Source organism: Kitasatospora atroaurantiaca (assembly GCF_007828955.1).
Taxonomy (GTDB): Bacteria; Actinomycetota; Actinomycetes; order Streptomycetales; family Streptomycetaceae; genus Kitasatospora; species Kitasatospora atroaurantiaca.
The window spans coordinates 1,109,870-1,135,768 of record NZ_VIVR01000001.1; the positions used below are offsets into that span (position 1 = coordinate 1,109,870).

General features: G+C 73.8%; 25 protein-coding genes. 13 read left to right on the top strand and 12 right to left on the bottom strand.

Annotated elements, in window-relative coordinates:
- Positions 1–17: 17 nt before the first annotated feature.
- From FB465_RS05050 to FB465_RS05085, 8 genes are all read left to right on the top strand, one after another.
- The gene (locus tag FB465_RS05050) at positions 18–1,061 is read left to right on the top strand and encodes a GNAT family N-acetyltransferase (RefSeq protein WP_145787960.1); all 1,044 of its coding nucleotides are present in this window, start codon (positions 18–20) and stop codon (positions 1,059–1,061) included.
- Positions 1,062–1,098: 37 nt separating this feature from the next.
- Positions 1,099–2,643 carry a hypothetical protein gene (locus FB465_RS05055; RefSeq protein ID WP_145787961.1) on the top strand — a complete coding sequence of 515 codons (1,545 nt, stop codon included), beginning with the start codon at positions 1,099–1,101 and terminating at the stop codon, positions 2,641–2,643.
- On the top strand, positions 2,630–3,829 hold the full coding sequence (locus FB465_RS05060) for a DegT/DnrJ/EryC1/StrS family aminotransferase (protein ID WP_145787964.1): 1,200 nt from the start codon (positions 2,630–2,632) through the stop codon (positions 3,827–3,829). Before FB465_RS05055 ends, FB465_RS05060 begins: the two co-directional genes overlap by 14 nt.
- Before the next feature lie 190 nt (positions 3,830–4,019).
- Positions 4,020–4,463 (top strand): large conductance mechanosensitive channel protein MscL, encoded by a 444-nt coding sequence (gene mscL / locus FB465_RS05065; protein WP_145787966.1) that lies wholly within the window; start codon positions 4,020–4,022, stop codon positions 4,461–4,463.
- Positions 4,464–4,793: 330 nt separating this feature from the next.
- The gene (locus FB465_RS37865; protein ID WP_145787968.1) at positions 4,794–5,495 is read left to right on the top strand and encodes a DUF6643 family protein; all 702 of its coding nucleotides are present in this window, start codon (positions 4,794–4,796) and stop codon (positions 5,493–5,495) included.
- A gap of 205 nt (positions 5,496–5,700) precedes the next feature.
- Entirely contained in the window at positions 5,701–6,594 is an 894-nt protein-coding gene (locus FB465_RS05075) for an MOSC domain-containing protein (RefSeq protein WP_145787970.1), read from the top strand.
- Positions 6,595–6,798: 204 nt separating this feature from the next.
- Positions 6,799–9,162, top strand: coding sequence for a right-handed parallel beta-helix repeat-containing protein (locus FB465_RS05080; RefSeq protein WP_145787972.1), 2,364 nt, complete (start codon positions 6,799–6,801; stop codon positions 9,160–9,162).
- A gap of 173 nt (positions 9,163–9,335) precedes the next feature.
- Complete coding sequence (locus FB465_RS05085) at positions 9,336–10,136, top strand: DeoR/GlpR family DNA-binding transcription regulator (protein ID WP_145787974.1); 801 nt, start codon at positions 9,336–9,338, stop codon at positions 10,134–10,136.
- 19 nt (positions 10,137–10,155) lie between these two features.
- On the opposite strand, the gene FB465_RS05090 is transcribed toward FB465_RS05085, so the two are convergent.
- From FB465_RS05090 to FB465_RS05135, 10 genes are all read right to left on the bottom strand, one after another.
- Positions 10,156–10,650, bottom strand: a complete 495-nt coding sequence (locus FB465_RS05090; protein WP_145787976.1) for a GNAT family N-acetyltransferase — start codon at positions 10,648–10,650, stop codon at positions 10,156–10,158.
- Positions 10,651–10,713: 63 nt separating this feature from the next.
- Complete coding sequence (locus FB465_RS05095; RefSeq protein WP_145787978.1) at positions 10,714–11,817, bottom strand: PLP-dependent cysteine synthase family protein; 1,104 nt, start codon at positions 11,815–11,817, stop codon at positions 10,714–10,716.
- Positions 11,818–11,953: 136 nt separating this feature from the next.
- A complete protein-coding gene (locus tag FB465_RS05100; protein ID WP_145787980.1) occupies positions 11,954–14,521 on the bottom strand; it encodes an ABC transporter permease in 2,568 nt (855 codons plus the stop codon).
- On the bottom strand, positions 14,518–15,273 hold the full coding sequence (locus tag FB465_RS05105) for an ABC transporter ATP-binding protein (protein ID WP_145787982.1): 756 nt from the start codon (positions 15,271–15,273) through the stop codon (positions 14,518–14,520). Before FB465_RS05105 ends, FB465_RS05100 begins: the two co-directional genes overlap by 4 nt.
- Positions 15,270–15,518 carry an SHOCT domain-containing protein gene (locus FB465_RS05110; protein ID WP_211785725.1) on the bottom strand — a complete coding sequence of 83 codons (249 nt, stop codon included), beginning with the start codon at positions 15,516–15,518 and terminating at the stop codon, positions 15,270–15,272. The genes FB465_RS05105 and FB465_RS05110 overlap by 4 nt, the downstream gene beginning before the upstream one ends.
- 156 nt (positions 15,519–15,674) lie before the next feature.
- Positions 15,675–16,343 (bottom strand): response regulator, encoded by a 669-nt coding sequence (locus tag FB465_RS05115; protein ID WP_145787984.1) that lies wholly within the window; start codon positions 16,341–16,343, stop codon positions 15,675–15,677.
- The gene (locus tag FB465_RS05120) at positions 16,340–17,536 is read right to left on the bottom strand and encodes a sensor histidine kinase (protein WP_145787986.1); all 1,197 of its coding nucleotides are present in this window, start codon (positions 17,534–17,536) and stop codon (positions 16,340–16,342) included. Before FB465_RS05120 ends, FB465_RS05115 begins: the two co-directional genes overlap by 4 nt.
- A 94-nt stretch (positions 17,537–17,630) precedes the next feature.
- Complete coding sequence (locus FB465_RS05125) at positions 17,631–18,482, bottom strand: PhzF family phenazine biosynthesis protein (RefSeq protein WP_145787988.1); 852 nt, start codon at positions 18,480–18,482, stop codon at positions 17,631–17,633.
- A 46-nt stretch (positions 18,483–18,528) separates the two neighbouring features.
- Positions 18,529–18,948, bottom strand: a complete 420-nt coding sequence (locus FB465_RS05130) for a VOC family protein (RefSeq protein ID WP_145787990.1) — start codon at positions 18,946–18,948, stop codon at positions 18,529–18,531.
- An 83-nt stretch (positions 18,949–19,031) separates the two neighbouring features.
- Positions 19,032–20,207, bottom strand: coding sequence for an ROK family protein (locus FB465_RS05135; RefSeq protein WP_246193133.1), 1,176 nt, complete (start codon positions 20,205–20,207; stop codon positions 19,032–19,034).
- 134 nt (positions 20,208–20,341) lie between these two features.
- Between FB465_RS05135 and FB465_RS05140 the strand changes: the two genes are divergently transcribed.
- From FB465_RS05140 to FB465_RS05155, 4 genes are all read left to right on the top strand, one after another.
- Positions 20,342–21,577: an MFS transporter gene (locus tag FB465_RS05140; RefSeq protein WP_145787993.1), complete on the top strand. Its 1,236-nt coding sequence runs from the start codon at positions 20,342–20,344 to the stop codon at positions 21,575–21,577.
- Between the two features lie 74 nt (positions 21,578–21,651).
- Positions 21,652–22,224 (top strand): HutD/Ves family protein, encoded by a 573-nt coding sequence (locus tag FB465_RS05145; protein ID WP_145787995.1) that lies wholly within the window; start codon positions 21,652–21,654, stop codon positions 22,222–22,224.
- Positions 22,225–22,232: 8 nt separating this feature from the next.
- A complete protein-coding gene (locus FB465_RS05150) occupies positions 22,233–23,159 on the top strand; it encodes an NAD-dependent epimerase/dehydratase family protein (protein ID WP_145787997.1) in 927 nt (308 codons plus the stop codon).
- 11 nt (positions 23,160–23,170) lie between these two features.
- Positions 23,171–23,440 carry a hypothetical protein gene (locus FB465_RS05155; protein WP_145787999.1) on the top strand — a complete coding sequence of 90 codons (270 nt, stop codon included), beginning with the start codon at positions 23,171–23,173 and terminating at the stop codon, positions 23,438–23,440.
- Here FB465_RS05155 and FB465_RS05160 read toward each other — a convergent pair.
- The gene (locus tag FB465_RS05160; RefSeq protein ID WP_145788000.1) at positions 23,414–24,181 is read right to left on the bottom strand and encodes an acyltransferase; all 768 of its coding nucleotides are present in this window, start codon (positions 24,179–24,181) and stop codon (positions 23,414–23,416) included. The two genes, FB465_RS05155 and FB465_RS05160, sit on opposite strands and share 27 nt — an antisense overlap.
- Before the next feature lie 90 nt (positions 24,182–24,271).
- Here FB465_RS05160 and FB465_RS05165 point away from each other — a divergent pair, with 90 nt between their 5' ends.
- Positions 24,272–25,030 (top strand): maleylpyruvate isomerase family mycothiol-dependent enzyme, encoded by a 759-nt coding sequence (locus tag FB465_RS05165; protein ID WP_145788002.1) that lies wholly within the window; start codon positions 24,272–24,274, stop codon positions 25,028–25,030.
- A gap of 18 nt (positions 25,031–25,048) precedes the next feature.
- Here FB465_RS05165 and FB465_RS05170 read toward each other — a convergent pair whose 3' ends face one another.
- Complete coding sequence (locus FB465_RS05170; RefSeq protein WP_145788004.1) at positions 25,049–25,810, bottom strand: enoyl-CoA hydratase family protein; 762 nt, start codon at positions 25,808–25,810, stop codon at positions 25,049–25,051.
- Between the last annotated feature and the right edge of the window lie 89 nt (positions 25,811–25,899).

Genomic DNA, 25,899 nt, shown 5'->3' on the forward strand with positions numbered 1-25,899 from the left:
CGAGAGGAATCGAGTACGTGAGCCCCGAGCTGGTCTGCCGCCCCCTCACCGAGGCCGACACCCCGGCGGTGCTGGACCTGCTGACCGCCTCGCTGGCCGGCGGCCCGACCGGCACCCGCAGCGCGGACTTCTTCGACTGGAAGCACCGGCGCAATCCCTTCGGCGCCAGCCCGGGCCTGCTCGCCGAGGCCCCGGACGGGCGGATCGCCGGCGTCCGGCTCTTCCTCCGCTGGGAGTGGCGGGACGCGGCGAACGGCCGCACCGTCCGGGCCGTACGGCCGGTGGACACCGCGACGCACCCCGACTTCCAGGGGCAGGGGATCTTCCGGCGGCTGACCGTCCAGCTGCTCGAAGAGGTGGCCCCGGAGGCCGAGTTGGTCTTCAATACCCCGAACGGCAACAGCCTGCCCGGCTACCTCAAGATGGGCTGGCGCGAGCTTGGCCGGGTGCCCGTCGCCCTGCGCATCGCCCGCCCGGCCGCCTTCGCGCTCGGCGCCCGCGCCGCGCTGGCCCGCCGCCCGGCCCGCCGGACCGGCCCGGTCCCCTGCCGACTCCCCACCGCAGCCGAGTGGTTCGCCGAGAACCCCGGCGTCCTGGACGAGCTGCTGCGCGAGCGGGCCGAGGCCGACACCGCCGACCGACGGCTCGCCGTCGCCCGTACCACCGCCTTCCTGAGCTGGCGCTACGGCGAGGCCCCCGGGCTCGACTACCGCGTCCTCACCACCCGGCGCGGCGGCGAACTCACCGGTGTGGCCTTCGGCCGCCCCCGGCGGCGCGGCCCGCTGACCGAGTTCACCCTCGCCGAGCTGATCGTCCGCCCCGGCGACCGCGCCGGTGCCGCCCGGCTGCTCCGCCGGGCGGCCGCCGACTCCGGCTGCGACCACGTCGCCACCCACCTGTCCCCCGGCACCGAAGCCGCGGCGGCCGCCCTGCGATCGGGCTACCTGACCGCCCCGCGCACCGGCATGACGCTCGCCGCCCGGACGCCCACCGGCCCCCTGCCCACCGACCTCACACTGCCGTCCTGGCGGTTCAGCCTGGGCGACCTGGAGGTCTTCTGATGGGCCACCACCGCCGCCACCGCACTCGGGAGCTTCCTTGATCGACCGGGCGGCTCTCAGCACCATCTCCCGGCGGGTGCCCTGGCCCTCCGCCGTGGCCGCCACCCTGGTGGTCGGCTATGTCACCGTCTTCGTGCTCGCCATGGTGCACACCACGTACGACACCTGGGGCGCCCTGCTCGTCCTCCCCGCCCTGATGGCGATCGGCACACCGATCCTGGCGCGGGTCGCCGCCGCCAACCCGGAACGGGACGTCTTCCGGCTGCTGATGCTGGCCATGGGCCTCAAGCTGCTCTGCGCCTTCCCGCGCTACCTGATGGCCTTCGTGCTCTACGGCGGCGCCGCCGACGCCAAGATGTACCACCAGCGGGGCACCGACCTCGCGCTCTACCTGGACAACGCCGACCTGCTCTCCGGCAACCTGCACTACGACCTGGGCATGAAGGTGGCCGGCACCGGCTTCATCATCATCGTCACCGGTGTGGTCTACGCGATCACCGGCCCCTCGCTGGTCGGCGGCTTCCTGGTGTTCTCCTGGCTCGGCTTCTGGGGGCTGCTGCTGTTCTGGCGCGCCCTGCAGATCGCCTTCCCCGAGGCGGACACCCGGCGCTACGCCAAGCTGGTCTTCTTCCTGCCGTCCCTGCTCTTCTGGCCGTCCAGCATCGGCAAGGACGCCTGGATGATGTTCTGCCTGGGCCTGACCACCTACGGCACCGCCCGGCTGCTCGACCGCCGCCTCGGCGCCTTCGTCTGCATCGCCCTCGGCTCGCTCGGCACCGCGATGGTCCGCCCGCACGTCACCGTCCTCGCCGGGGCCGGTCTGATGGTCGCGTACGTGCTGCGCAAGCGTCCGCAGCAGGTCAGTGCGCTGGGGCCGCTGCGGACGCTGGTCACGGTCGCGGTGCTCGGGGTGATGGTGATGCTGATGCTGCAGCAGGTCAGCACCTTCTTCGGGACGGCGGGCGCCAACGGGGACGCCGTCAACCACGTGCTCTCGGAGACCTCCCGGCGGACCTCGCAGGGTGCCTCGGTGATCAACCAGCCGACGGCCGACGACGCCGCGCCCGCCTTCAGCCTCAACCCGGCCGGGCTGCCGCTGGCCGTGGTGAGCGTGCTGTTCCGGCCGTTCCCCTTCGAGGCCTCCAACATCCAGAACCTGATCCAGTCGGTGGAGTGCTTCGCCCTGCTGGTGATGTTCATCCGGGGCTGGCCGCGCCTGCGCCAGCTGCCGAGGCTCTTCGTGCAGCGCTCGTACATCGCCTTCGCGGTGGTCTACACGCTGCTGTTCTGCTGGGCCTTCTCGACCATCAACAACCTGGGCATCCTGTCGCGCGAGCGTGTCCAGGTGCTGCCGCTGGTGCTCGTCCTGCTGGCCGTCCCGCGCCCGGCCGGCAGTCCGCCCGCCGGGCGGGCGGCCGCCGCGCGGCGGAGCCGGTCCCGGCCACCGGTCTGGCGGGCCCAGCCGGGCCAGTGGGGCGAGCGCGAACCGCTACCCGAACCACCGGCCCGCGTCGGCGGACCGGAGCACATCGACGCACCACCTCGACCCAGGGGGGATCGACCCGACCATGACCATCACTGAAACCACCCTGCCCGCCGCCCTCGGCGGCACACCCGCCTTCCCGGACGGGCTGCCGCTCACCCGCGTCCAGGTGCCCGACCGCGAGGCCCTGCTGGGCCGGCTCGGCGGCATCCTGGACAGCGGCCAGCTGACCAACGGACGGACGGTCGCCGAGCTGGAGGAGGCCGCCGCCGAGCTCCTCGAGGTGCCGCACGTGGTGGCCGTCTCCAACTGCACCGCCGGGCTGATGCTGGTGCTGCAGGCCGCCGGGGTCGGCGGCGGCCGGCCGGTGGTGATGCCCGGGTTCACCTTCTCGGCCACCGCCCACGCGGCCCACTGGGCGGGCGGCACCCCGCTCTTCGCCGAGGCCCGCGAGCAGGACATCACCCTCGACCCGGCGGACGCCGAGGCCCGGCTCAAGTCCGCCGACCGCCCCGCCGCCCTGATGGCCACGCACGTCTACGGCACTCCCTGCCAGGTCGAGGAGCTGCAGCGGATCGCCGACACCGCCGGGGTGCCGCTGGTCTACGACGCGGCTCACGGCTTCGGCAGCAGCCGGCAGGGTGTGCCGGTCGGCGGCTTCGGCCTGGCCGAGGTGTTCAGCATGAGCCCCACCAAGGTCGCCGTGGCGGGCGAGGGCGGCCTGGTCGCCACCCGCGACGGCGCGCTCGCCGCGACCCTGCGCACCGCCCGCGACTACGGGAACCCGGGCGACTACAACACCCTCTTCCCCGGCCTCAACGCCCGGATGAGCGAGCTGCACGCGGCCGTCGGCCTCAACTGGCTCGCCGTGCTGCCCGAGCGGGTGGCCCACCGGGGTGCACTGGTCGCCGAGTTCGCGGCCGCGGTGGCCGGGCTGCCCGGCCTGCGCCTGGCGCTGCCCGAGCCCGGTGACGTGTCGACCTTCAAGGACCTGACCCTGATCCTGGACTCCGAGCACTTCGGGTTGACGGCCGACCAGCTGGCCCGTGCCCTCAAGGCGGAGGGCATCGACACCCGGCGGTACTTCCACCCGCCGGTCCAGCGCCAGCAGGCGTACGCCCATCTCGGCCAGGCCGACGCCCTGCCGGTGACCGACCGGCTGGCCGCCGCCGTGCTCACGGTGCCGCTCTGGTCGCACATGGACGCCGCCACCGTCCGCCGGACCGCCGAGGCGGTGGTCAGGATCCAGCCGTACGCGGAGCGTCTGCGCGCCGCGGGGATCTGACCGGCCTGCACGTGCCGCCCGGCGCCCCGCAGGCGTGGGGCGGCACGTGCTTTCGAGCGCCGGACAGGGGTGCTGGGGTTAGGCGATTCAGGTGAACTCGGTTGGACCACAGGCCTGTTGAGTCGGCAGGATGGCCCGCCGGGCCGTCCTCCGGCCCGACCCTCACGCCCTCTACCCTCTGGAGTTCCCGGTGTTCAAGGGATTCCGCAGCTTCCTGCTGCGCGGAAACGTCGTCGATCTGGCCGTCGGTATCGTCATCGGTGCGGCCTTCACCGCCGTCGTCACCGGGTTCGTCACAGCCTTCCTGACCCCGCTGATCGGCGTCGCGACCGGCACCATCGGCGACTTCACCCAGAAGACGTTCACCGTCGGCACCACCACCTTCCCGTACGGCGCGTTCCTGAACGCCCTGATCAGCTTCCTGCTGATCGCCACCGTGATCTACTTCGCCGTCGTGGTGCCGGTCGGCAAGCTGCAGGCCCGCTTCGAGCCGGTCAAGGACACCCCCGTCGCCAAGACCGACTGCCCGGAGTGCCTGAGCACCGTCCCGGCCGCCGCCGTGCGCTGCTCCCACTGCACCTCCGAGCTGGCGGGCCGCCCCGGCTTCCCGGCCCAGGCGCTTCAGCCGCGCTGACCGGAGCGCCGTTGACAGTCATTCAACGATGACCGGCCCGGCGGCCACGGCTGCCGGGCCGAGCCGCGTCCGGACGGGGGGGCTTGTGCGCCGCCGCGCACGCCCTCGACGCTCCGTGGCGGCGGCGCCCGTCGCCCGAAACGGCCCGTTCGCCCCCCGTTCGACCTCCGCCAGGCGCCTGACCACCCTTCAGCTGGCCGGATCTCGTCGCCAAAATGTCCGTTCTAACCGCTTTCGAGAGCTTTGTTCGAGCGAAGACTCTGTAAACACTCGAACTCCTCTGCCTTCCACTCTCCTCAGCAGGCACATTGTGGGCTTACGGTATGCCCCATGACCTCGCCCCGCTCCTACGACGGAGTCGGCTACCCCTCTCCGTCCTTCTCCTCCGGCACGCCCATCTACGACAGCCTCGTCGCAGAACGCGGTGTCCCGCAGATCGCCCCCATCAACGTGCCGGCGGCACTGCCCCCGGCCCTCTCCTCGGGCTACGGCTCCGGCTACGCCTCCGGGTACGGCTCGGGCTACAGCACGCCGGGCTTCGACAGCCCCGCGAGCAACCTGCCGGCGCTGCCCCCGGCCCGGCTCGCCCTCGGCCCCGGTCCGAGCAGCGGCCCCGCCACCTCCTACGTCCCGGCCCAGCCCGCCTCGTACGCCGCCGCACCGCAGCCGCCCGTTCCCGGGTACGGCGGCCAGCAGCCGTACCTGCCGCCGCAGCGCCCCCAGGCCCCGGCCCCGGCGTTCCAGCAGCAGGCCGGCTACCAGAACGGCGGCGGCCAGAGCTTCGGCGGGCAGAACAGCTTCGCCACGGCGCCGCAGGGCTTCAACGGCCAGACCTTCGGAGGCCAGCCCTTCGGGGGCCAGGGCTTCAACGGCCCGGCCCAGCAGAGCTTCGCCGACCAGAGCTTCGGCGGGAACCAGCTCCGCCCCGCCGCCCCGGTCACCCCCGTCCGGCCCGCCCAGCCGCAGCGTCCCGCCCAGTACGGCGACCAGGCGCAGTACCCGCAGGCCGGCTACCAGGGGAACGCCTACTGACCCCACCCGCACCACACGCACCCGGCGAACGAGGGCGCCGGGCCGCCTCACGAGCCCGACCGGAGTTCCGCCGGGCGAGCGAGGATCGAGCGAGCAGGGCAAGGTCGTCCCGAGGGCCGTCCGGATCACCGCACAGAGCGGTCCGGGCGGCCTTCGTGCGTGCTCCCTCGCACACGCGCGCGAGGCATCCTGGCAGGATGGGGGTATGCCACAGCTGACCGGACTGCACATCTACCCCCTCAAGTCCGCCTACCGACTGAGCCCGGAGAGCGCCCAGGTCGAACCCTGGGGCCTGACCGGCGACCGGCGCTGGATGCTCGTCGACGAGCGCGGCCGTGCCGTCACCCAGCGCGACGACCCGACGCTGGGTCAGCTCCGCGTCCTCCCCGCGCCCGACGGCTCCCTGAGCATCACCGCCCCGGGCGGCGACCGCCTGGAGGTCGCGGCCCCGTCGACGGCCGCCGGGGACCCGATCGTCCAGGCCGAGGTCTTCGGGTCGGTCTTCACCGCCGCCGAGGCGGCCAAGGAGGCCCAGCTGTGGTTCGCCGAGCGCTTCGGGGCCGTCCGCCTGGTCCATCTGGACAGCCCCGGCACCAGCCGGGCCGTCGAGCCCGAGTACGCCTCCCCCGGTGACACCGTGAGCATGGCCGACGGCTACCCGCTGCTGCTCACCACCACCGCCTCGCTCGCCGAGCTGAACGCCCGGATCGCCGCGGACCACCCGGACGACGAGCGGAAGGGGGCCGCGCTCCCGATGGAGCGCTTCCGCCCCAACCTGGTGGTCGACGGCACCGAGGCGTGGGCCGAGGACGGCTGGCGCCGGATCCGGGTCGGCGAGGTCACCTTCCGGGTGGTCAAGCCCTGCGGCCGCTGCCTGGTCACCACCACCGACCAGGAGACCGGTGAGAGGCGCGGCCCGGAGCCGCTCCGGGCGCTCGGCCGGCACCACCGCTTCGGCAAGAAGCTCGCCTTCGGCCAGAACCTGATCCCCGAGCGCCCCGAGGGCGTCACCGGCAGCCTGCTCGGCACCGTCCGCCTCGGCGACGAGGTCACGGTGCTGGAGGAGGGCCCCCGCCCCGTACCGGACATCCGGGACTGACGAACCGGAACCGAAAGCATGCTCGCTCGTTGACTGCGACGACGGTTGGCCCCTGAGCCGAAGGGCGCGCCACCGGATCGGAGCGCCCGGAGGCGAGCGGGCGAGGTCCGTGGCAGCGCGCGGCCGAGGCGACCGGCGAAGCACGCTACCGTGGGCGGACACGCGGCGCGCAGGGCTCGACGAAGGTGGGGATGACGGATCGTCATGGGTGAGCACAGGGTCCGGGTCACGCAGGACAGCGCCTCGCGGTGGCGGCGGCGCGCCGGGGAGTACGAGACGCTCCGCGAGGCCCTCGCGGCCGCCGAGCCCGGTGACACCGTGACGGTCCGCCCCGGCACCTTCCGGGAGAACCTGGTGCTCGACAGGCCGGTCACCCTTCGGGCCGCCGACGGCCCGGGCACCGTCCGGATCGACCCGCCCGCCGGAGTCCCGCTCACCGTCACCGCCGCGGCGACCGTACGCGACCTGGTGATCGAGGGGTCGGAGAGCTCGGCCCCCGCCGTGCTGGTCACCGGCCCGGACGCCGCCGTCGAGCTGGCCGGCTGCCGGGTGGACACCCGCTCCGCGGTCGGCGTCGAGGTCACCGACCAGGCCCTGGCGACCCTGCGCGGCTGCACGGTCAGCAACCCCACCGGGCTGGGCCTGCGGCTGCGGGCGCAGGCCACCGCCGTGATCGAGGACAGCGAGGTGGCCGCCGCCGGCCAGGCCGGTCTGGCGGTGCTCGGCGGCGCCACCGCCCGGCTGGAGCGCTGCAAGCTGCACCACGCGAGCGGCGCCGGCGTGCTGCTCGCCGACCAGGGCAGCAGTGCCGAGCTGACCGGCTGCGAGATCTACGAGATCAGGGGCAGCGGGGTGCAGGCCGAGGCGCAGGCGGTCGGCCGGCTGGCCGACTGCGAGATCCACCGCGTCACCGGCAACGGCCTCACCCTCGACACCCAGGCCGAACTCACCCTCACCGGCTGCCGGGTGCACGACCTCCCCGAGAACGCGGCCGACCTGCGCGGCCGATCCCGGCTCACCCTCGAGCACAGCACCGTCCGTGACTTCGGCCGCGGCGCGCTCTCGGTCTGGGATCAGGGCACCCACGTCGAGGCGCTGGCCAGCGAGATCCACTCCAGCACCGGCGACTACCCCGCCGTCTGGGTCAGCGACGGCGCCCAGCTCACCCTCACCGACTGCGCCCTGCACGACCTGCCGGACGCGCTCTTCGTCCTGGACCGGGAGTCCCGGGCGACCGCGAAGGACTGCTCGTTCAGCCGGATCCGCAGCTCGGCCGTCTCGGTCAGCGGCGGCGCCACCGTCGCGCTGGCCGACTGCCGGATCCAGCAGGCCGGCACCGGGCTCTGGTTCCGCGACCACGGCAGCGGCGGCCGGCTGACGGGCTGCGAGATCTCCGAGGTCGCCACCGGCGTGATCGTCACCAAGGGCGCCGACCCCGAGCTGCGCGAGTGCACGGTCCGGGGCAGCACCGACGCCGCCGTGTACGTCTCGGCCCAGGGGCGCGGCAGCTTCGAGGACTGCCGGGTCTCGCACGGCAAGGGCTTCGGCTTCCACATCATCGATGGCTGCCGCACCGCGCTCACCCGCTGCCGGGCCGAGCAGAACGGCCGGGCGGGCTTCGAGTTCTCCGAACCCGGCCCGGTCACCGAGGCGTGCACCTCCGACGACGTGGCACCGGCCGCCGAGGTCCCGGCGCCGCGTACCGCGCAGCTGACGACCGCCGCCCCCGCCCCGGTGGCGCAGATCGCCCCCATCCTCGACTGCCGGCCCGCCGACGAGGCCCTCGCCGAGCTGGACGCGCTGATCGGCCTGGCCACCGTCAAGCAGGAGGTGCGCACCCTGATCGACCTGATCTCGGTCGGCCGACGGCGGCGTCAGGCCGGGCTGAAGGCCCCCTCGCTCCGCCGCCACCTGGTCTTCACCGGCTCCCCGGGCACCGGCAAGACCACGGTGGCCCGGCTCTACGGCGAGATCCTGGCCTCGCTCGGGGTGCTGCAGAAGGGCCACCTGGTCGAGGTCGCCCGGGTCGACCTGGTCGGGGAGCACATCGGGTCCACCGCGATCCGTACCCAGGCCGCCTTCGACCGGGCCCGCGGCGGGGTGCTCTTCATCGACGAGGCGTACGCGCTGTCGCCCGAGGACGGTGCCCGGGACTTCGGCCGGGAGGCGATCGACACCCTGGTGAAGCTGATGGAGGACCACCGCGACGAGGTGGTGGTGATCGTGGCCGGGTACACGGCCGAGATGGAACGCTTCCTCTCCGCCAACCCCGGGGTCTCCTCGCGGTTCTCGCGCACCATCACCTTCCCCGACTACTCCGCCTCCGAGCTCCTGGAGATCGCCCGCTCCCAGTGCGCCGAACACGAGTACGCCCTGGCCGAGGCCACCGAGGGCGCCCTGCTGGACCACTTCGCCGGCCTGGAGCGCGGCCCCGGCTTCGGCAACGGGCGCACCGCCCGGCAGGTCTTCGAGACGATGGTCGAGCGGCACGCGATGCGGGTCGCCCAGCTCGCCGACCCCTCCACCGAGGAGCTGCAGCTGCTCGTCCCGGCGGATCTTCCAGGCTGACCCCCCTCTCTGCGCTCACTCACCTCCGGGCGCTCCGACCCGGCGCCGACACTCGTCGCTCCCGCGCTCGCTTCGCTCGCTTCCTCGCTCCTCCCTTTCGACACCGGCGCGCCCTTCGGCTCATTCGCGATCTGCGAGGATGGTCGCGTAGCGGAGACCGGGAGGGCGACCACGTGGCCGACAACAGCAACCTGCTGGCCGAGCAGCGCCGTGCGCTGATCCTCGACGAGGTACGGCGGCGCGGCGGCGTGCGGGTCAACGAGCTGACCCGGCGGCTGAACGTCTCGGACATGACGATCCGCCGGGATCTGGACGCGCTGGCCAGGGCGGGCGCGGTCGAGAAGGTGCACGGCGGCGCGGTGGTGGTCGAGGAGGCCCGCACCCACGAGCCCGGCTTCGAGGCCAAGTCGGCGCTCGAGCTCTCCGCCAAGGAGGAGATCGCGCTCGCCGCCGCCCGGCTGGTCACCCCCGGCAGCGCGATCGCGCTCTCCGGCGGGACGACCACCTTCGCGCTGGCCCAGCACCTCACCGAGATCGAGCAGTTGACCGTGGTGACCAACTCGGTCCGGGTCGCGGACGTCTTCGAGCGGGCGCAGCGCCAGAGCGGTGTGCCGCACGCGACGGTGGTGCTGACCGGCGGCGTACGGACCCCCTCCGACTCGCTGGTCGGCCCGGTGGCGGACCGGGCGATCCGCTCCCTCCACTTCGACCTGCTCTTCCTCGGCACCCACGGCCTCTCCCCCGAGGCCGGGCTCTCCACCCCCAACCTCGCGGAGGCGGAGACCAACCGGAACTTCGTGGCGTCCGCCCGCCGTGTGATCGCGGTCGCCGATCACACCAAGTGGGGCATCGTCGGCCTCTCCACCTTCGCCGAACTGGCCGAGGTGGACACCTGGGTGACCGACGCCGCGCTCCCCGCCGAGGCCGCCGAGGCCGCGCGCGAGCACGTCCGCGAGCTCATCCTGGCGGGCTGAGCGACCGGCTCTCGGCGCCCTACTGCTTCAGCGCCAGCTCGTAGTACCGGAGTTCCTCGTCCTGCCTGGCGAACTGCAGGCCGGCGGCGAGCATCACGTGCTGCGAGGGGACGTTGTCGTGGGTGGTGTTGCCGAGGAAGGTGGTGACACCCTGCTCGCGGGCGAACTCCACCATGCGGCGCACCGCTTCGGCGGCGTAGCCCTGCCCGCGGAAGGACTCCGCGAGGCCGTAGCCGATCTCGACGGCGCCGTCCTCGTCCGGGCCGCCGTGGAAGCCTATGCCGCCGATGGCCCGGCCGTCGGAGCGGAGGCGGATCTCGTAGCCGCCGAAGGGGTGCGGGTCGCCGACGGCCTCGCAGGCGCGCAGGAACATCCGGGCGCCGCTCTGCTCGCCCTCGGCCGGGTAGCCGGGGGCCCAGTTGCTGTCGGGGCCGGGGGTGGCGGTGGCGACCTGCTCGGCTTCGGCGGTGGTGAAGGGGTGCAGGGCCAGACGTTCAGTCAGAAGATCATTCATAACAGCGTTGAGTACCACGTCACGAGATCGACCGTCCATCGACTTGCGTCCCCGCCGTCAGCCTCAGGCGAACGGACCGGCTCCGTCCAGGAATCGTTCCAGCCGGCCCTGGTAGGGCGCGATGTCGATGCCCTGCTCGGCCAGCCAGGCGTCGGAGTAGTACTTGTCGAGGTAGCGGTCGCCCGGGTCGCAGATCAGGGTGACCACGCTGCCGTGTTCCCCGGCCGCCCGCATCTCGGCGACGATCTTCAGCGCGCTCCACAGCCCCGTCCCGGTGGAGGCGCCGGCCTTCTTGCCGAGCACCTGCTCCAGGACCCGGACGGTACCGATCGACGCCGCGTCCGGCACCTTCATCATCCGGTCGATGGCGCCGGGGACGAAGCTGGGCTCCATCCGCGGGCGGCCGATCCCCTCGATCCGCGAGCCGCTCTCGCAGCTGGCCGCCGGGTCGTGGTTGACCCAGCCCTCGTAGAAGCAGGAGTTCTCGGGGTCGGCCACGCAGATCCGGGTGTCGTGCTGCATGTAGTGGACATAGCGGGCGATGGTGGCCGAGGTGCCGCCGGTGCCTGCCGTGGCGACGATCCAGGCGGGCTCGGGGTGCGGCTCCAGGCTCAGCTGGGCGAAGACGGACTCGGCGATGTTGTTGTTGCCGCGCCAGTCGGTGGCCCGCTCGGCGTACGTGAACTGGTCCATGTAGTGGCCGCCGGTCTCCTCCGCGAGCGTCGCGGATACGTCGTAGACCTCACCCGGATTGTCGACAAGGTGACAGCTGCCGCCGTGGAACTCGATCAGGTCGATCTTGGCCGGGCTGGTGGTCTTGGCCATCACCGCGATGAAGGGCACGCCGATCAGCTTGGCGAAGTACGCCTCGGAGACCGCGGTGGAGCCGCTGGACGCCTCGATCACCGGCTTCCCCGGCCGGATCCAGCCGTTGCACAGCCCGTACAGGAAGAGCGAGCGGGCGAGCCGGTGCTTGAGGCTGCCGGTGGGGTGGGTGGACTCGTCCTTGAGGTAGAGGTCGATGCCCCACTCCTCCGGCAGCGGGAAGCGCAGCAGGTGGGTGTCGGCGGAGCGGTTGGCGTCGGCCTGGACCTTGCGCACGGCCTCCTTGAGCCACGCCCGGTACGCGGTGTCGGTCCGGTCCACATCGGTGGTCTCGATGGCCATCACGCTTCTCCTCGGTATCGCCGGGCACCTCCTGGCTCCTACCGAGTGTAACAAGTAATTACGATAAGTAACTATTACGACAAGTACAGCTTCCGCTTATCGGGCCCCACCCCGAGGAGTGGGGCCCGACATCCCGTCACTCGGCCGCGACCGCCTGCAGCACGTCCAGCCTGGCCGCCCGGCCGGCCGGGCGGAGGCCGGCGACGGCGCCCGCGAGCATCCCGGCGAGCAGGACCACCGTCAGCTGCAGCGGCGGAACGGCGAACGATCCCGTACCCGCCGTGTCGGAGGCCTTCACCAGCGCCCAGCCCAGGAAGGCCCCGAGGCCGAGCCCGCCGACCGTCCCGAAGGCGGCGACCAGCACCGACTCCCAGCGGACCATCGCCCGCAGCTGCCCCCGGGTCTGGCCGACCGCGCGCAGCAGACCGAGCTCCCTGGTCCGCTCGTGCACCGCGAGGGTCAGCGTGTTGGCGATGCCCAGCAGGGCGATCAGTACGGCGAGGGCCAGCAGCGCGTAGACGATCGACAGCATCATGTCGACGCCCGAGGCGGCGCTCGCCGCGTACTCGTCCCGGTCCTGCACCTGCGGGTTCCCGAACTCGGCCGCGACCCGCTGGACGGCCGCCTTGCCCTCGCCGAGCGGGACCCCTGGCTTCAGGGCGACGGCGACCATGGTGTCACTGTCCTGCCCCCGGTGCGGGGCCCAGGCCTGGCGGGTGATCAGGTAGTCGCCCGCCACCCCACCGCCCTGGTAGAGCGCCTTGACCGTGAACGTCTGGGTGCCGTCCGAGAAGGCGACGCCGACCGAACTGCCCAGCGCCCAGCCCTGCTTGGCCGCCTCGGTACGGGAGACCGCGAGGCCGTCCGTCCCCAGTGCGGCGAGCGATCCGTCGACCCGGCCCAGGTCCACGATGCCGCCCAGGCGCGCCGGGTCGGTGACGTCCAGCGTCCGGCCGTGGCCGTCGATCCTGGCCACGCCCCGGCCGAGACCGACGCTCTGCTGCACCTCGGGCAGAGCTGACACGGCGTCGGCGAGCTTCGGGCTGACGCCGCTGCCGCCGGCGCCCCGCGAGGGCGCGCTGACGGCGAGGTCCCCGGCGAAGGAGTCCTGCACCGTGCGGTCCATGGTCGCCTTGATGGAGGCGCCGAAGACCGTGAACAGGGTGACCACGGCGACGCCGACCAGCAGCGCGGTGGCGGTCGCCGCCGTCCGTGCGGGGTTGCGGGCCGCGTTGCGCCGGGCCAGCGCGCCGGAGACGCCGCGCAGCCGGGGCAGCGGGGCACCCAGGACCCGTACGGCGAGGGCCGCCGCGACCGGCCCGAGCACCACCATGCCGGCCAGGACGGCCAGCGCACCCGTGGTGGCCAGGGCCACCGAGGGGCCGTCCGTCGCACCGAGGACGGTCACCGGCACGCCGCCGGCCAGCAGCAGGGCGCCGAGCACCGACCGCACCCGCCCGGACCGGCCGGCGGCCGTGCCGTCCACGGCGGTGTCCCGCATCGCGGCCAGCGGAGCCGTCCGCCCGGCGCGCACCGCCGGCAGCAGGGCCGAGCCGAGCGCGACCACCGTGCCGACCAGGAGCGGCAGGACGACCGAGGCCGCGCCGATCACCATGCCTCCGGTCGGCAGCGAGAAGCCGAACGCGGCGAACAGGGCCTTCAACCCGGCCGCGACGCCGACACCGCCGAGCAGCCCGGCCAGCGAGGCGAGCAGGCCGACCACCAGCGCCTCGGCCAGGGTCGCCGCCAGGACCTGACGGCGGGCCGCGCCGAGGGCCCGGAGCAGGGCGTTCTCCCTGGTCCGCTGGGCGACCACGATGGCGAAGGTGTTGTGGATGGTGAAGGTGGCCACCAGCAGCGCGATCCCGGCGAAGACCAGCAGCAGCGTGGTGAACATGCTCAGGAAGCGTCCCGACACCTCGGCCGTGCTCTCCGCCGTGGCGGCCGCACCGGTCAGCGCCTCGACGCCCTTGGGCAGTCCGGGCTGCAGCTTCTCCACCAGCTGACGCTGCGAAGTGCCCTGCACCGCCCGCACCTTGATCGCACTGGCCTGTCCCTCGCCCTTCGGCATGAGGTAGCGCTCGGCGTCCGCGAAGGTGAGCCCGGTGAAGGTGCTGGGGCCCATGCCGTCGGCGCTGGTGCCGAAGGTGGCGATGCCGACGATGGTGATCCGCAGCGGGTCGGGGGTGCGCAGCACGGTGGTGTCGCCCACCTTCAGGCCACCCGCCTTGGCCGCACCGCGGTTGACCACCGCCTCCCCCGGCGCGGCGGGCGCTCGGCCCTCGGCCAGGTGGTACGGGTTCAACTTGCCGTCCGCGAGCCAGTTCCCCGCGATGGTGGGCGGTCCCTGGCCGCCGACCGGCTCGCCGTTCTTCCCCACCAGCTGCCCGGCACCCTGGACGGAGGCCTCGGCCGCGGCCACCCCGGGCACCGCGCGCAGCCGGTCGGCGAGCGAGGCGTCCACCGGAGCCCGTACGCCGCCCGGCGTGTTCTGCGCCTCGAGCACGTCGGCACTGCGCACCACCGCGTCGGTACCGGCGTTGGCGTCGGCGAAGAGGGTGTCGAAGTTGGACCGCAGGGTGTCGCCGAGGACCATCGTCCCGGTCAGGAAGCTGACGCCCAGCAGGATGGCCAGGAAGGTCCCGGCGAGCCGGCGCCGGTGGGCGCGCAGCGAGCGCAGGCTGATCCTGAGGGTGCCGTTCACCGCCCCTCGCCCCTCTCGAAGGCCTTCATCCGGTCCAGCACGCCGTCGGCGGTGGGCCCGGACATCCGGTCGACCAGCCGGCCGTCGGCCAGGAAGAGCACCTCGTCGGCGTGCGCGGCGGCGCTCGGGTCGTGGGTGACCATCACCACCGCCTGGCCCATCACGTCCACGGCCTGCCGGAGCAGTCCGAGCACCTCGGCGCCGCTGCGGGAGTCCAGGTTGCCGGTCGGCTCGTCGGCGAAGACCACCTGCGGCCGCCCGGCCAGCGCCCGCGCCACCGCGACGCGCTGCTGCTGGCCGCCGGAGAGCTCGCTCGGCCGGTGCCGCAGCCGGTCGCCGAGACCGATCACGTCGATCAGCGTCGCGACCCACTCCTCGTCCGGGTCGGCCCCGGCGAGGTCCAGCGGCAGGGTGATGTTCTCCCGCACGGTGAGCGCGGGCACCAGGTTGAAGGACTGGAACACGAAGCCGATCCGCTCGCGCCGAAGCACCGTCAGCCGACGGTCGTTCAGCCCTCCCAGCTCGGTCCCGCCGATGTAAGCGCTCCCGGCGGTGAGCGTGTCCAGGCCCGCCGCGCAGTGCATCAGCGTCGACTTGCCTGAGCCGGACGGCCCCATGATCGCGGTGAACCGCCCGGCCGGGAACTCGACCGTCACATGGTCCAGCGCCCGGACCTGGGTGTCGCCGACGCCGTAGATCTTCACGGCGTCGGCGACCCGCGCGGCAACCGCCGTCTCCACGACCGTCATCATTTCGCGCCGTCCTTGTACTGCTCGGTGAGCACGGCCCGCCGGGCCCGGTACTCGTCCTCGTCGATCTCCCCCTGCGCGTACCGGCGGCCCAGCTCCGCAACCGGACTGCCGACGCAGTGGCGGCGCCAGACCGTCCGCCGCAGGACCACCACGACCAGGAAGACCAGCGCCAGCCAGAAGAGCGGGAACAGCAGGAACCAGGGGCCCGGCCAGTGGCCGTCCGCCACGGCTTGCAGTGCGTACATGGGAATCCATCTCCTCGTTCGGCAGGTCTCGGGGTACTCCGAGCCTCCCGCCCGGCCACCTCCCCGCGCGTCCTACCGGCAGCGGCAGTCGCCGTACTCCACGGGAAGTACGGCGAGGCCGCGAGGTCCCGCCGACCGCCCGCCCCGCTGACCGAGCTAGCCGAGCCAGCCGGGGCGGACCAGGCCGGACTCGTACGCGATCACGACGAGTTGGGCCCGGTCGCGGGCGCCGAGCTTCACCATGGCCCGGCTGACGTGGGTTTTCGCGGTGAGCGGGCTGACCACCAGGCGGCGGGCGATGTCGTCGTTGGACAGGCCCATGCCGACCAGCGCCAGCACCTCCCGTTCGCGCTCGGTCAGCGCCGAGAGATCGGCCCCGGTCGTGGCCGGAGACTTCGAGCGGGCCGCGAACTCGCCGATCAGACGGCGGGTCACACCCGGGGACAGCAGCGCGTCCCCCGCCGCAGCGACCCGTACGGCGCGCAGCAGGTCGGCCGGTTCGGTGTCCTTGACCAGGAATCCCGCCGCGCCGGCGCGCAGCGCCTCGAAGACGTACTCGTCCAGCTCGAAGGTGGTGAGCACCACCACCCGCACACCCGCCAGCTCGGGATCACCGCTGATCCGCCGGGTGGCCTCCAGCCCGTCGAGCCGGGGCATCCGGATGTCCATCAGGACGACATCGGGGACGAACCGGCCGGCGAGCTCGACGGCCTGGGCACCGTCATCGGCCTCGCCCACCACCTCGATGTCCGGCTGCGCGTCGAGCAGCGCCCGGAACCCGGCCCTGACCAGGACCTGATCGTCCGCCAGCAGTACCCGGATCACACCTCGCCCCTCTCCTCACCGGTCGGGAGCCAGGCCCGTACCCGGAATCCGCCGTCCCCGCGCGGCCCCGCCTCCAGCGTGCCGCCGAACGCCGCGACCCGTTCCCGCATGCCCACCAACCCGCTGCCCGAGCCTCCGCCGTCGGCGCCCCCGGCCGGCCCGGGGTCGTCCACCTGGACGACCAGACCGTCCGCGCTGCGCCAGTCCAGCACCACCGTGGCCCCGCGCGCCGCGGAATGCCGGATCACATTGGTCAGCGCCTCCTGGACGATCCGGAACGCCGCCAGGTCCAGCCCCGCCGGTACCTCACGCTCATCGCCCTCCACCTGCACCGACACCGTCAGGCCCGCGTGCCCGGCCTGGGTGGCCAGCTCGTCCAGCCTGGCCAGCCCCGGAGCCGGGCTGCGCGGCGCAGCCGCACCCGGGGCCCGCAGCGTGCCCAGCACCTGGCGCACCTCGCCCAGCGCCTCCTTGCTGGCGGCCTTGATGGTGACCAGTGCGCTCCTGGCCTGCTCCGGCCTGGTGTCGATCAGCTCCAGCGCCACGCCCGCCTGGAGATGGATCAGCGAGATGCTGTGCGCCAGGATGTCGTGCAGCTCGCGGGCCATCCGCAGCCGCTCCTCGTCGGCCCGGCGGCGCTCCGCCTCCACCTCCGCGGCCCGGTGCGCGGCCATCTGCTCGCGGCGGAAGCGCAGGATCTCCGCGAAGGCCACCACGAGCAGCAGCCAGGCCGCCACGCCCAGCTCCTGCCACCAGCTCGGCCGTCCTTCGGCCCCCCGCAGCCAGCTGCTCGGCAGCACGTACGAGAGCAGCAGGTGCGCGGCGTAGAACACCCCGGCGCTGATCCACGCCACCCGGCGCTGCCCCCGCTGGACGGCCGCACAGAAGGCCACCACCATGCTCAGGAACACCGGCCCGTACGGGTACCCGGCGAGCACGTAGACCACGGTGACGGCCGTGGTGCCCACCACCACGGCCGCCGGATGCCGTTGGCGGAAGACCAGCAGCGCCGGGCCGAGCAGGAGCAGCAGGTAGCCGAAGGCGTCCACCGGCACGCGGTGGCCCTGGTGCCGGCCGGCGACCGTCGTCCCGACCACCTGGGCCACGGCCACCAGCACCGAGGCGGCCACCGGCCAGCCCGCCTTGGCGGCACGGACCCACGGGGGCAGCCAGGGCGGGCGTTCAGCGGTCATGCCGGGAAGGCTAGTAGCGCGCCGTCCCCTTGGGCGTCAGCCCGGCGAAGTGGGCGTGCCTACTCCCTGCGGAGTAGGCACGCCTGCGCCCGGCTCAGCCGGGGATGCGCACCGCCGTGCCGCTGACCCTGACCCCCGGCTCGCCCTCGCGCAGCTCCACCCGCAGCCGCCCGGGGCGGCCCAGGTCCTCCCCCTGGTGCAGCGTGAGGACGGCGGGCGCCTTGGCCTCGCCGAGCTCGCGCAGGTACGCACCGAAGGCGGCGGCCGCAGCGCCCGTCGCCGGGTCCTCGACCACTCCGCCGACCGGGAAGGGGTCGCGGACGTGGAAGGTGTCGGCCGACTCCCGCCAGACCAGCTGCAGCGTGGTCAGATCCCGCTCGGTCATGAACCCGGCCAGCCGGTCGAAGTCGTACGCCAGGTCGGCCAGCCGCTCGCGGGTCGCCGCGGCGAGCACCAGATGCTTGGCGCCGGCGTACGCGATCCGGGGCGGCAGCGTCGGGTCGAGCTCCTCGCGCTGCCAGCCGAGCGCGGCCAGGGCCTCCGCCACGTCGCGCTCCGCGATCTCCTCGACGTACGGCTCCACGCTGGTCAGCGTCGCCTCCAGGACCGCCTCGCCCGTCACCTCGACGGGCACCGATCCGACCTGGGTCCTGAACACCACCGCGCCCGGCCCGATCCGCTCCGCCAGCGCCACGGCGGCGGCCACGGTCGCGTGCCCGCAGAACGACACCTCGGCCTTCGGGCTGAAGTACCGTACGGTGTAGGAGCGGTGTTCCGGCCCTGCGGTGAGGAAGGCCGTCTCCGAGTAGCCGAGTTCGGCGGCGATCGCGAGCTGCGCCGCGTCGTCCAGTCCGGTGGCGTCCAGCACCACGCCCGCCGGGTTGCCGCCCGCCGGGTCGCTGGTGAACGCGGCGTAGCGCAGGACCCTGTCCGTTGAGATCGTCATGGCCGTCCCGAACACCGCGCGCGCCGACCTGATTCCCGACGCGGCGTCACTCGTAGTACCGCGCCTCGAAGACGTTCCCGTCCGGGTCGCCGAAGTAGAAGGCGCGGGGCGCGTTGCCGCGAGCGCCGAAGAGGTCCTTCAGGTACGGGGTGGTGCGGTGCCCGCCCGTCACGAGCCGCTCGTGGAGGGCCTCGAACTCCGCCTCGGGCATCGCCAGGCAGATGTGGTTGAGCAGGTTGCCGGCCGTGCCCGCCGCTCCCGGCACGGCGTTGAGCGCCGGGGCTGCGGTCAGCGGCGTCAGGTCGAGGATCGTCCCCGGGCCGAGCCGCACGCTGATGAACGGGGCCTGCCCGGCGGCGTACTCCTCCGCCCTGACCGGCTCCAGCCCGAGCACCTGCCGGTAGAAGTCGAGCGACCGCACCGGGTCCGCGACCCAGACGACCACGTGGTCCAGCTGATAGGCCATCGCGCTGCCCCTCTCGCTGCTCCTCTCACAACGTAGCGCGCGCCCGGATTGATACCCAGCGGTGGAGGCCGCCCTCCACTCCCTCAGCCCGCCACCGCCTGGGGATCGTCCAGATACGGCTCCCACGCGAGCTCGGCCGCACCCACCAGCCCCGCGTGCGTGACCTCGGCCGGCACGATGGGCACCCGCCCGCTGCGCCCCCAGAGGCAGCGGTCCGCCACCACCGCCGCCAGCCGCTCGGGCGCGGCGGCCAGCAGGTCCAGATGCAGCCCGCTGAGCACGATGCGATCCGGGTTGAGGATGTTCACCATGCCCGCCAGGCCGAGCCCCAGACGGTCCACCACGCGCTCGACGGCCTCCCGCGCCCGCGGGTCCTCGGCGGCGGACCGGGCGAGCGCGCGGGCCTGGCCGAGCAGCGGCCGATCCGGGTCCGGGGTGAGGCCCGCTGCGGCGAACAGTGCGTCGGGGTCGGTCTCCGAGTTGAGGCAGCCCCGGTTGCCGCACTGGCACGGCCGGCCCTGCGGATCGACCGTCAGATGGCCGACCTCCAGGGCGAGTCCGGCGCTGCCGGTGTGCAGCCGGCCGTCGATCACGAGCGCACCGCCCACGCCCCGGTGGCCGGAGGTCACCAGCAGGAGGTGCCGGGCTCCCCTGCCCGCCCCGTGGCGGTGCTCCGCGAGGGCGGCGAGGTTGGCGTCGTTGGCGACGGCACTCGGGAACGGCGCCCGGGCGCGCGGGCCGAGGTCGGCCCGGCGCAGCTGTTCCGCGAACAGGTCCGCCACGGGTGTGCCGCTCGGCCAGGCGAAGTGGAGCGCGGCGAGCGCCGTACCGTCCGGCTCGGTCACGGGGTTGGGCAGCGCGAGGGCCGCGCCCAGGCAGCGGCGGGCCGAGGAACGAGCGAGTTCCGCCCCGGCCTCGGCGACGGCGCGCAGCATCCGCGCAGGGTCGGTGGCCGCGGGCAGCGGCAGGTGGACGGGCTGTACGAGCTGCCCGCCGAGGCCGGCCAGGGTGACGCTCAGTCCGTCGGCGTGGATCTGCGCGGCGATCACGACCGGGCCCGCCGGGTCGACGGCGAGCCGGTGCGAGGGCCGGCCGCGGCCACCGCCGGCGGGGCGGGAGTCGACCGTGATCAGGCCGAGCGCCTCCAGTTCGCCGCTGACCGCGCCCGCGGTGGCCCGGGTCACGTCGAGCGCGCTGGTGAGCGCAGACCGGGTGGGCGCCTGCCCGGTGTGGATCAGCCTGAGCGCGGGCCCGAGCAGCGTCCGCCCCCGGTCGGGAGCAGGGCGACGCGGCTCGGCGGCTTGCCGACCCGGCTCGGCAGCGGTCCGACGCGGCTCGGCGCCGGGCGGAAACGGGCTTGTAGGTGTGTGCGGCACTCCTCTATTCTGACTTTGTGCCGCTACTAAACAAAACCAGCGCCCGTTCAGAAGCCCACAACCACCCGATCGGCGGCCTCAAGCCCCGCACCTGGTCCGCCGCCCGCATCGCCCTCACCGCCTTCTTCGCCGTCGACGGCTTCCTCTTCGCCGCCTGGGTGGTCCGCATCCCTGACGTCCGGGCACAGGTGAGCGCCTCGCACAGCGCCCTCGGCCTGGCCCTGCTCTGCATCTCCGCCGGCGCCGTCGCGACCATGGCCGTGATCGGCCGACTCTGCGTCAGGTACGGAGCCCGCCCGGTCACGGTCGCCTCGCTCGCCCTGCTGAGCCTCGCCGTTCCGCTGCCCGCCCACACGCACTCGGTCCTGAGCCTGGGCGCCGTACTGCTGCTCTTCGGTGCGGGGTACGGCGCGGCGAACGTCAGCATGAACAGCGCGGCCGTCGACCTGGTCGCCGAACTCGACCGCCCCGTCATGCCCAGCTTCCACGCCGGCTACAGCCTCGGCGGTCTCCTCGGCGCGGCCATCGGCGGCCTGCTCGCCGGGCCGCTCAGCGCGGCCTGGGCACTCGCACTCAGCGGCGGTCTCGGGCTGCTGGTCACCGCCCTGGCCGGCGCGGTCCTGCTGCGCAGCCCGGCCCCCTCCCTGCCTGCCGCCAAGGCTCGTACCATCAGGCAGCGCAGCACGAGCAGCCCGCGCAACGCCCGGCTGCTGGTCGTCCTGCTCGGCCTGACCGCGCTGTGCACCGCCTACGGCGAGGGCGCGCTCGCCGACTGGGCGACGCTGCACCTCACCGACGACGTCCATGCGAGCGCGGGCCTCGCCGCGACCGGCTACGCGGCCTACGCCTTCGCGATGACCGCCGGGCGGGTGAGCGGCACCTGGCTCTCCATCAGGCTCGGCCAGACCCGGGTGATGCTGGCCGGCGGTCTCACGGCCTGCACCGGGATGCTCATCGCCTCCCTCGCGCCCTCCGTGCCCGTCGTCCTGGCCGGCTTCGTCCTGGTCGGAATCGGCCTGGCGAACATCTTCCCGCTGGCGATCGCCCGGGCCGGCGCGGCCGGCGGGCCGCAGGGGGTGGCCACGGCGTCCACCCTCGGCTACGCGGGCATGCTGATCGGTCCGCCGGTGATCGGGTTCCTGGCGGATGCGGCCTCCTTGCCGGTGGCGCTCACCACGGTCGCGGGCGCCTCCGCCCTCGCGGGGCTGCTCGCCTTCGCGGTACGGCCGGGGCAGCGCGGCGCGGCCGGCTGACCGGCACCACGGGAGGCCCGGCCCCGTGGGAGGATCGGCAGGAGAGCAGCACGACCACCGGGACAGGACGAGTGATGACGGTTCAGGTACTGCGGGCCGACCGGCGCAAGGCCACCCCGTGGCTGAACGGCGGCGGGGTGACCCGCGAGGTGGCCGGCTTCCCCGCCGGCTCCGGGCTCGCCGACTTCGACTGGCGGGTCAGCCTCGCCGACGTCGGCCAGGGCGGACCGTTCTCCCGCTTCGCGGACGTGGACCGGGTGATCACGGTCGTCGAGGGCGCGGGCATGGCGCTGACCGTGGACGGTACGGAGCACCGGCTCGCGCAGCCGTACCGGCCGTTCGCCTTCCCCGGTGACGCGGACACCGACTGCCGCCTCCTCGGCGGGCCGGTCGTCGACTTCAACGTGATGACGCGACGCGGCCGCGCGACGGCCGAGGTCGAGGTCACGGACTTCCAGCGCTCCGTCACGGTGCCTCGCGGCGCCGTGGTGCTCCTCGTCTGCCTCGCCGGCACGGCCGAACTCGGCGCGGCCGCCGTCCGGCTCGGCCGCTTCGACGCGTCCCTGCTGAGCAGCGGCGACGACGACCTGCTGCGGGTCGACGGGGTGGCGGCCGTGGTGACCCTCCACTCCCGCCCCGCCGTCTGAGCGGCGCGATGCGAATTCTGGTCACCGGCGCGTTCGGGTTCGTCGGCCGGGCGGTGGTGCGGCGGCTCGCCGGGGACGGGCACGAGGTCTGGGCGCTGACGCACCGGCCGGAGGGGTCGGCCGTGCCGGATCTTCCGGCCGCGCAGGTCCGGCATGCCGACGTGCGGGACCAGGAGGCGCTGCGGCCCGCGTTGGACGGGGTCGCGGCGGTCTGCCATCTGGCCGCGCTGACGAACAGCCGGACCTCGCTCGACCGGCCGGAGGCGTACCGGGAGGTAAACCTCGGCGGCACGACGGCCCTGCTGGACGCGCTCGCCTCACGGCCGGGCGGGGGTGCGCCGCCGGTGGTCGTCCTCGGCTCGACCGCCGCCGTCTACGGCGCCCCCGACAGACAGCCCATCACCGAGGAGACCGTGCCGGCTCCCGGGAACCCGTACGGCGCCTCGAAGCTCGACGCCGAGGAGCTGCTGCGGCAGCGGGCTGCGGCGGGTGAGGTCAGCGCCGTGATCCTCCGGTGCTTCAACGTCGGCGGGACGGGCGACGTCGACGAAGCCCGGATCATCCCCAAGGCGCTGGCCGTGGCCGCCGGTCGCCACCCGTACCTCGAGCTGACCGGCGACGGCGGCACGGTACGGGACTTCGTGCACGTGGACGACGTGGCGCAGGCGTACGCCCTGGCGGTGACCGGCGCCCGTCCGGGGCTGGCCCGGACCTACAACGTCGGCGCCACACCGGCGAGCATGCTGGAGATCGTGCAACTGGTCGAGCGGATCACCGGCCGCCCGGTGCCGATCGTGCACCGCCCCGCGCAGCCGGAGGCGCCGCGCCTCGTCGCCGACACCTCCCTGATCACCCGTGAACTGGGCTGGCGTGCCGAACGGTCCGCCCTGGAGCAGCTGATCCGCGACGCCTGGTCGGCGCAGGACGCCACCTGACCCCGGAATTCGTGTTGCGCTGGCGCCGTGGCGCCACGCAGTTCGAGTACGCGGCGGGGCACGGCCCTCGGCAGAAGGACCTCCGCAAGGGGTATCCGGCCCTGGTCTCCTCGATCACCGGGGAGCTGGAGCCCGACCGGAGCGTCCACCGCCCGCAGGTCGACATCTCCTTCATGGCCTACCCGCCGTACGCGCACTTCCGGAGGCCGGGCCAACCGGCGCCGAAGGCAGGGCCGCGCCGGGCCGACGTACCGTCAGGCCGGCTCGCCGGGGAGGCGTAGGTCCCAGCCGACCAGGGCGCGGAGCTGTTCGGCGGTGACGCCTTCCGGGAGGGGGCTGGGCGGGTCGTGGCGGAAGGGCGGCTGCCAGCCCTCGGCCTCCGCCCAGCTGCGGACGACCTTGGCCGGAGCACCCGCGACCACACTGTGGTCGGGGACCTCGCCGCGGACGACCGACCCGGCGGCCACCACCACGTTGCGGCCGATCCTCGCCCCGGGGAGGATCACCGCGCCGGTGCCGATCCAGGAGCCGGCACCGATCTCGACGGGCTCGTTGCGCGGCCACTGCTTGCCGATCGGCAGATCGGTGTCGTGGTACGAGTGCGCGGTGTCGGTGATGTAGACGTACGGGCCGGTCCAGACGTCGTCGCCGAGGGTTATCGACTGGTGGCCGACGATGTGGCTGCCGCGCCCGAGCACGCAGCCGCCGCCGATCCGGACGATCGGCTCCGGGCCGAGGTCCAGTCCGGGTACGAAGCCGGCCGAGATGGTCACGCGTTCGCCGATGATCGAGAACGGCCCGATGGTGATCCACTGCTCGTTGAAGACCGCACCGAGCGGGAAAGCGAGCTTGGTGCCGTCCCCGAGCTCGCGGAAGCGGTACGGCCCCGGATTGTCGTTCGACACCGCGCCGGCCGACTGCACCCAGCGCCACCCCTGGTGCACCAGCCGCCCGGCGGCCCGGCGGCCTCGGGAGCGGACAGCGGTCAGGAGCGCACGGGCGTGCGTACGGGCGTTCGGCATGCGTCCCACGCTATCGGCCGGGCGCCGGGACGGGAGCGGAGAGGGAGCAACATCACACGCGCCGCCCGAAGGCTGGCAGACTCGGGCCTCATGGAGATCGCCGAACACCTCGACGCGCTGCGGCGCGAGGGCGCCCTGCTCGCCGACGCGGCCGCCGCCACCGACCTCGACGCCGCCGTCCCGACCTGTCCGGGCTGGCAGCTGCGCGACCTCGTCCGGCACACCGGCCAGGTGCACCGTTGGGCGTCGGCGTACGTCACCCACGGGCACCGGCGGCCGCTGGACGAGGCCGGACAGGAAGCCGCCTGGGGGCCGGTGCCGTCGGACGCCGAGCTGCTCGACTGGTTCCGGGCGGGCCACTCCCGGCTGGTCACCGCGCTGGAGCAGGCGCCGGCGGATCTGGAGTGCTGGACTTTTCTGCCCGCACCGTCGCCGCAGGCGTTCTGGGCCCGGCGGCAGGCGCACGAGACAGCAGTGCACCGGGTCGACGCCGAGTCGGCCGCCGGCCGCGAGGCCACCCCGACGCCGACGGCCTTCGCGCTGGACGGCATCGAGGAGCTGGTGGCCGGCTTCCTGGTCCGGCCCCGTGCGCGCCTGCGCAGCGAACAGCCGCGCACGCTGCTGGTCAGGCCGACGGACGCGACGGACTCTTGGCTGGTGCGGATCGGGCCTGACCCCGTGACGGTGGAGCCCGACGCGGGCAGCCCCGCCGACTGCACGGTCAGCGGCACCGCCCACGAGCTCTACCTGCTGCTCTGGAACCGCCTCCCGCCGGCGCGGGTCGAGATCGGCGGCGACCCGACGCTGCTCGACCTGTGGCGGGAGACGGCCCAGATCCGCTGGAGCTGACGCCGTCTTCGGACGGGCCTACGCCCACGGCGCCGGGCGGCGCTCCAGGAACGCGCGCATGCCCTCCTGCGCCTCCGCCGACCCGAACAGCCGGGCGGAGAGGGTGACGCGCTCCTCGGCGTCCTGCTCGAAGGAGGCCACCACGTCGGCGTTGGCCAGCCGCTTCGACTCGGCCAGCCCCTGCGGCGAGCCGAGCCGTACGGCGTCGAGCAGCACCTTGAGGGCGCCGGCCGGGTCCTCGGCCGCCTCGGTGATCAGACCGATCCGGGCGGCCTCGGCCGCGTCGAAGGTCTCACCGGTGAGGTAGTAGCGGGAGGCGGCGCGCGGGTCCAGCTTGGGGCGCAGCGGGAGCGAGATCACGGCGGGCGCCAGGCCGAGCCGTACCTCGGTGAAGGCGAAGGTGGACAGCGGCCCGGCGATCGCGATGTCCGCCGCACCGAGCAGTCCCAGGCCGCCGGCCCGGACGTGGCCGTTGACCAGGGCGATCACCGGCTTCGGGCAGTCGATGATCGCCCGCTGGATGTCCACCAGACCGCGCGGGCCGACCGTCGGGTCACTGCCGGTGGCCTCGGAGAGGTCCGCGCCCGCACAGAACACCTTGCCGGTGTGACCGAGCACCACGGCCCGTACGGCCGGGTCGGCGGCGGCATCGGCCAGGCCCTTCGACAGCTCGGCCATCAGGCGGGTGGAGAGGGCGTTGCGGTTGTGCGGGGAGTCCAGCTCCAGGGTGGTGACGGCATCGGCGGTGGTGATGCGGACGCACTGTACTTCGCGGGTCATCGCGGCTGGCCTGCTTTCCGGCTGAGGGTGGGTCGGAGGGCTGGGACAGGAGGTGGGGCGATGGATTCGCCCCCGGGGAGGACTCTGCC

What these genes read in the sequence shown, in the direction of transcription:
- FB465_RS05060 (WP_145787964.1), top strand. Translation starts at nt 2,630, where the DNA reads ATGACCATCACTGAAACCACCCTGCCCGCCGCCCTCGGCGGCACACCC.
- FB465_RS37865 (WP_145787968.1), top strand. Translation starts at nt 4,794, where the DNA reads ATGACCTCGCCCCGCTCCTACGACGGAGTCGGCTACCCCTCTCCGTCC.
- FB465_RS05075 (WP_145787970.1), top strand. Translation starts at nt 5,701, where the DNA reads ATGCCACAGCTGACCGGACTGCACATCTACCCCCTCAAGTCCGCCTAC.
- FB465_RS05080 (WP_145787972.1), top strand. Translation starts at nt 6,799, where the DNA reads ATGGGTGAGCACAGGGTCCGGGTCACGCAGGACAGCGCCTCGCGGTGG.
- FB465_RS05090 (WP_145787976.1), bottom strand. Translation starts at nt 10,650, where the DNA reads ATGAATGATCTTCTGACTGAACGTCTGGCCCTGCACCCCTTCACCACC.
- FB465_RS05095 (WP_145787978.1), bottom strand. Translation starts at nt 11,817, where the DNA reads ATGGCCATCGAGACCACCGATGTGGACCGGACCGACACCGCGTACCGG.
- FB465_RS05105 (WP_145787982.1), bottom strand. Translation starts at nt 15,273, where the DNA reads ATGATGACGGTCGTGGAGACGGCGGTTGCCGCGCGGGTCGCCGACGCC.
- FB465_RS05110 (WP_211785725.1), bottom strand. Translation starts at nt 15,518, where the DNA reads ATGTACGCACTGCAAGCCGTGGCGGACGGCCACTGGCCGGGCCCCTGG.
- FB465_RS05120 (WP_145787986.1), bottom strand. Translation starts at nt 17,536, where the DNA reads ATGACCGCTGAACGCCCGCCCTGGCTGCCCCCGTGGGTCCGTGCCGCC.
- FB465_RS05125 (WP_145787988.1), bottom strand. Translation starts at nt 18,482, where the DNA reads ATGACGATCTCAACGGACAGGGTCCTGCGCTACGCCGCGTTCACCAGC.
- FB465_RS05130 (WP_145787990.1), bottom strand. Translation starts at nt 18,948, where the DNA reads ATGGCCTATCAGCTGGACCACGTGGTCGTCTGGGTCGCGGACCCGGTG.
- FB465_RS05145 (WP_145787995.1), top strand. Translation starts at nt 21,652, where the DNA reads ATGACGGTTCAGGTACTGCGGGCCGACCGGCGCAAGGCCACCCCGTGG.
- FB465_RS05150 (WP_145787997.1), top strand. Translation starts at nt 22,233, where the DNA reads ATGCGAATTCTGGTCACCGGCGCGTTCGGGTTCGTCGGCCGGGCGGTG.
- FB465_RS05160 (WP_145788000.1), bottom strand. Translation starts at nt 24,181, where the DNA reads ATGCCGAACGCCCGTACGCACGCCCGTGCGCTCCTGACCGCTGTCCGC.
- FB465_RS05165 (WP_145788002.1), top strand. Translation starts at nt 24,272, where the DNA reads ATGGAGATCGCCGAACACCTCGACGCGCTGCGGCGCGAGGGCGCCCTG.
- FB465_RS05170 (WP_145788004.1), bottom strand. Translation starts at nt 25,810, where the DNA reads ATGACCCGCGAAGTACAGTGCGTCCGCATCACCACCGCCGATGCCGTC.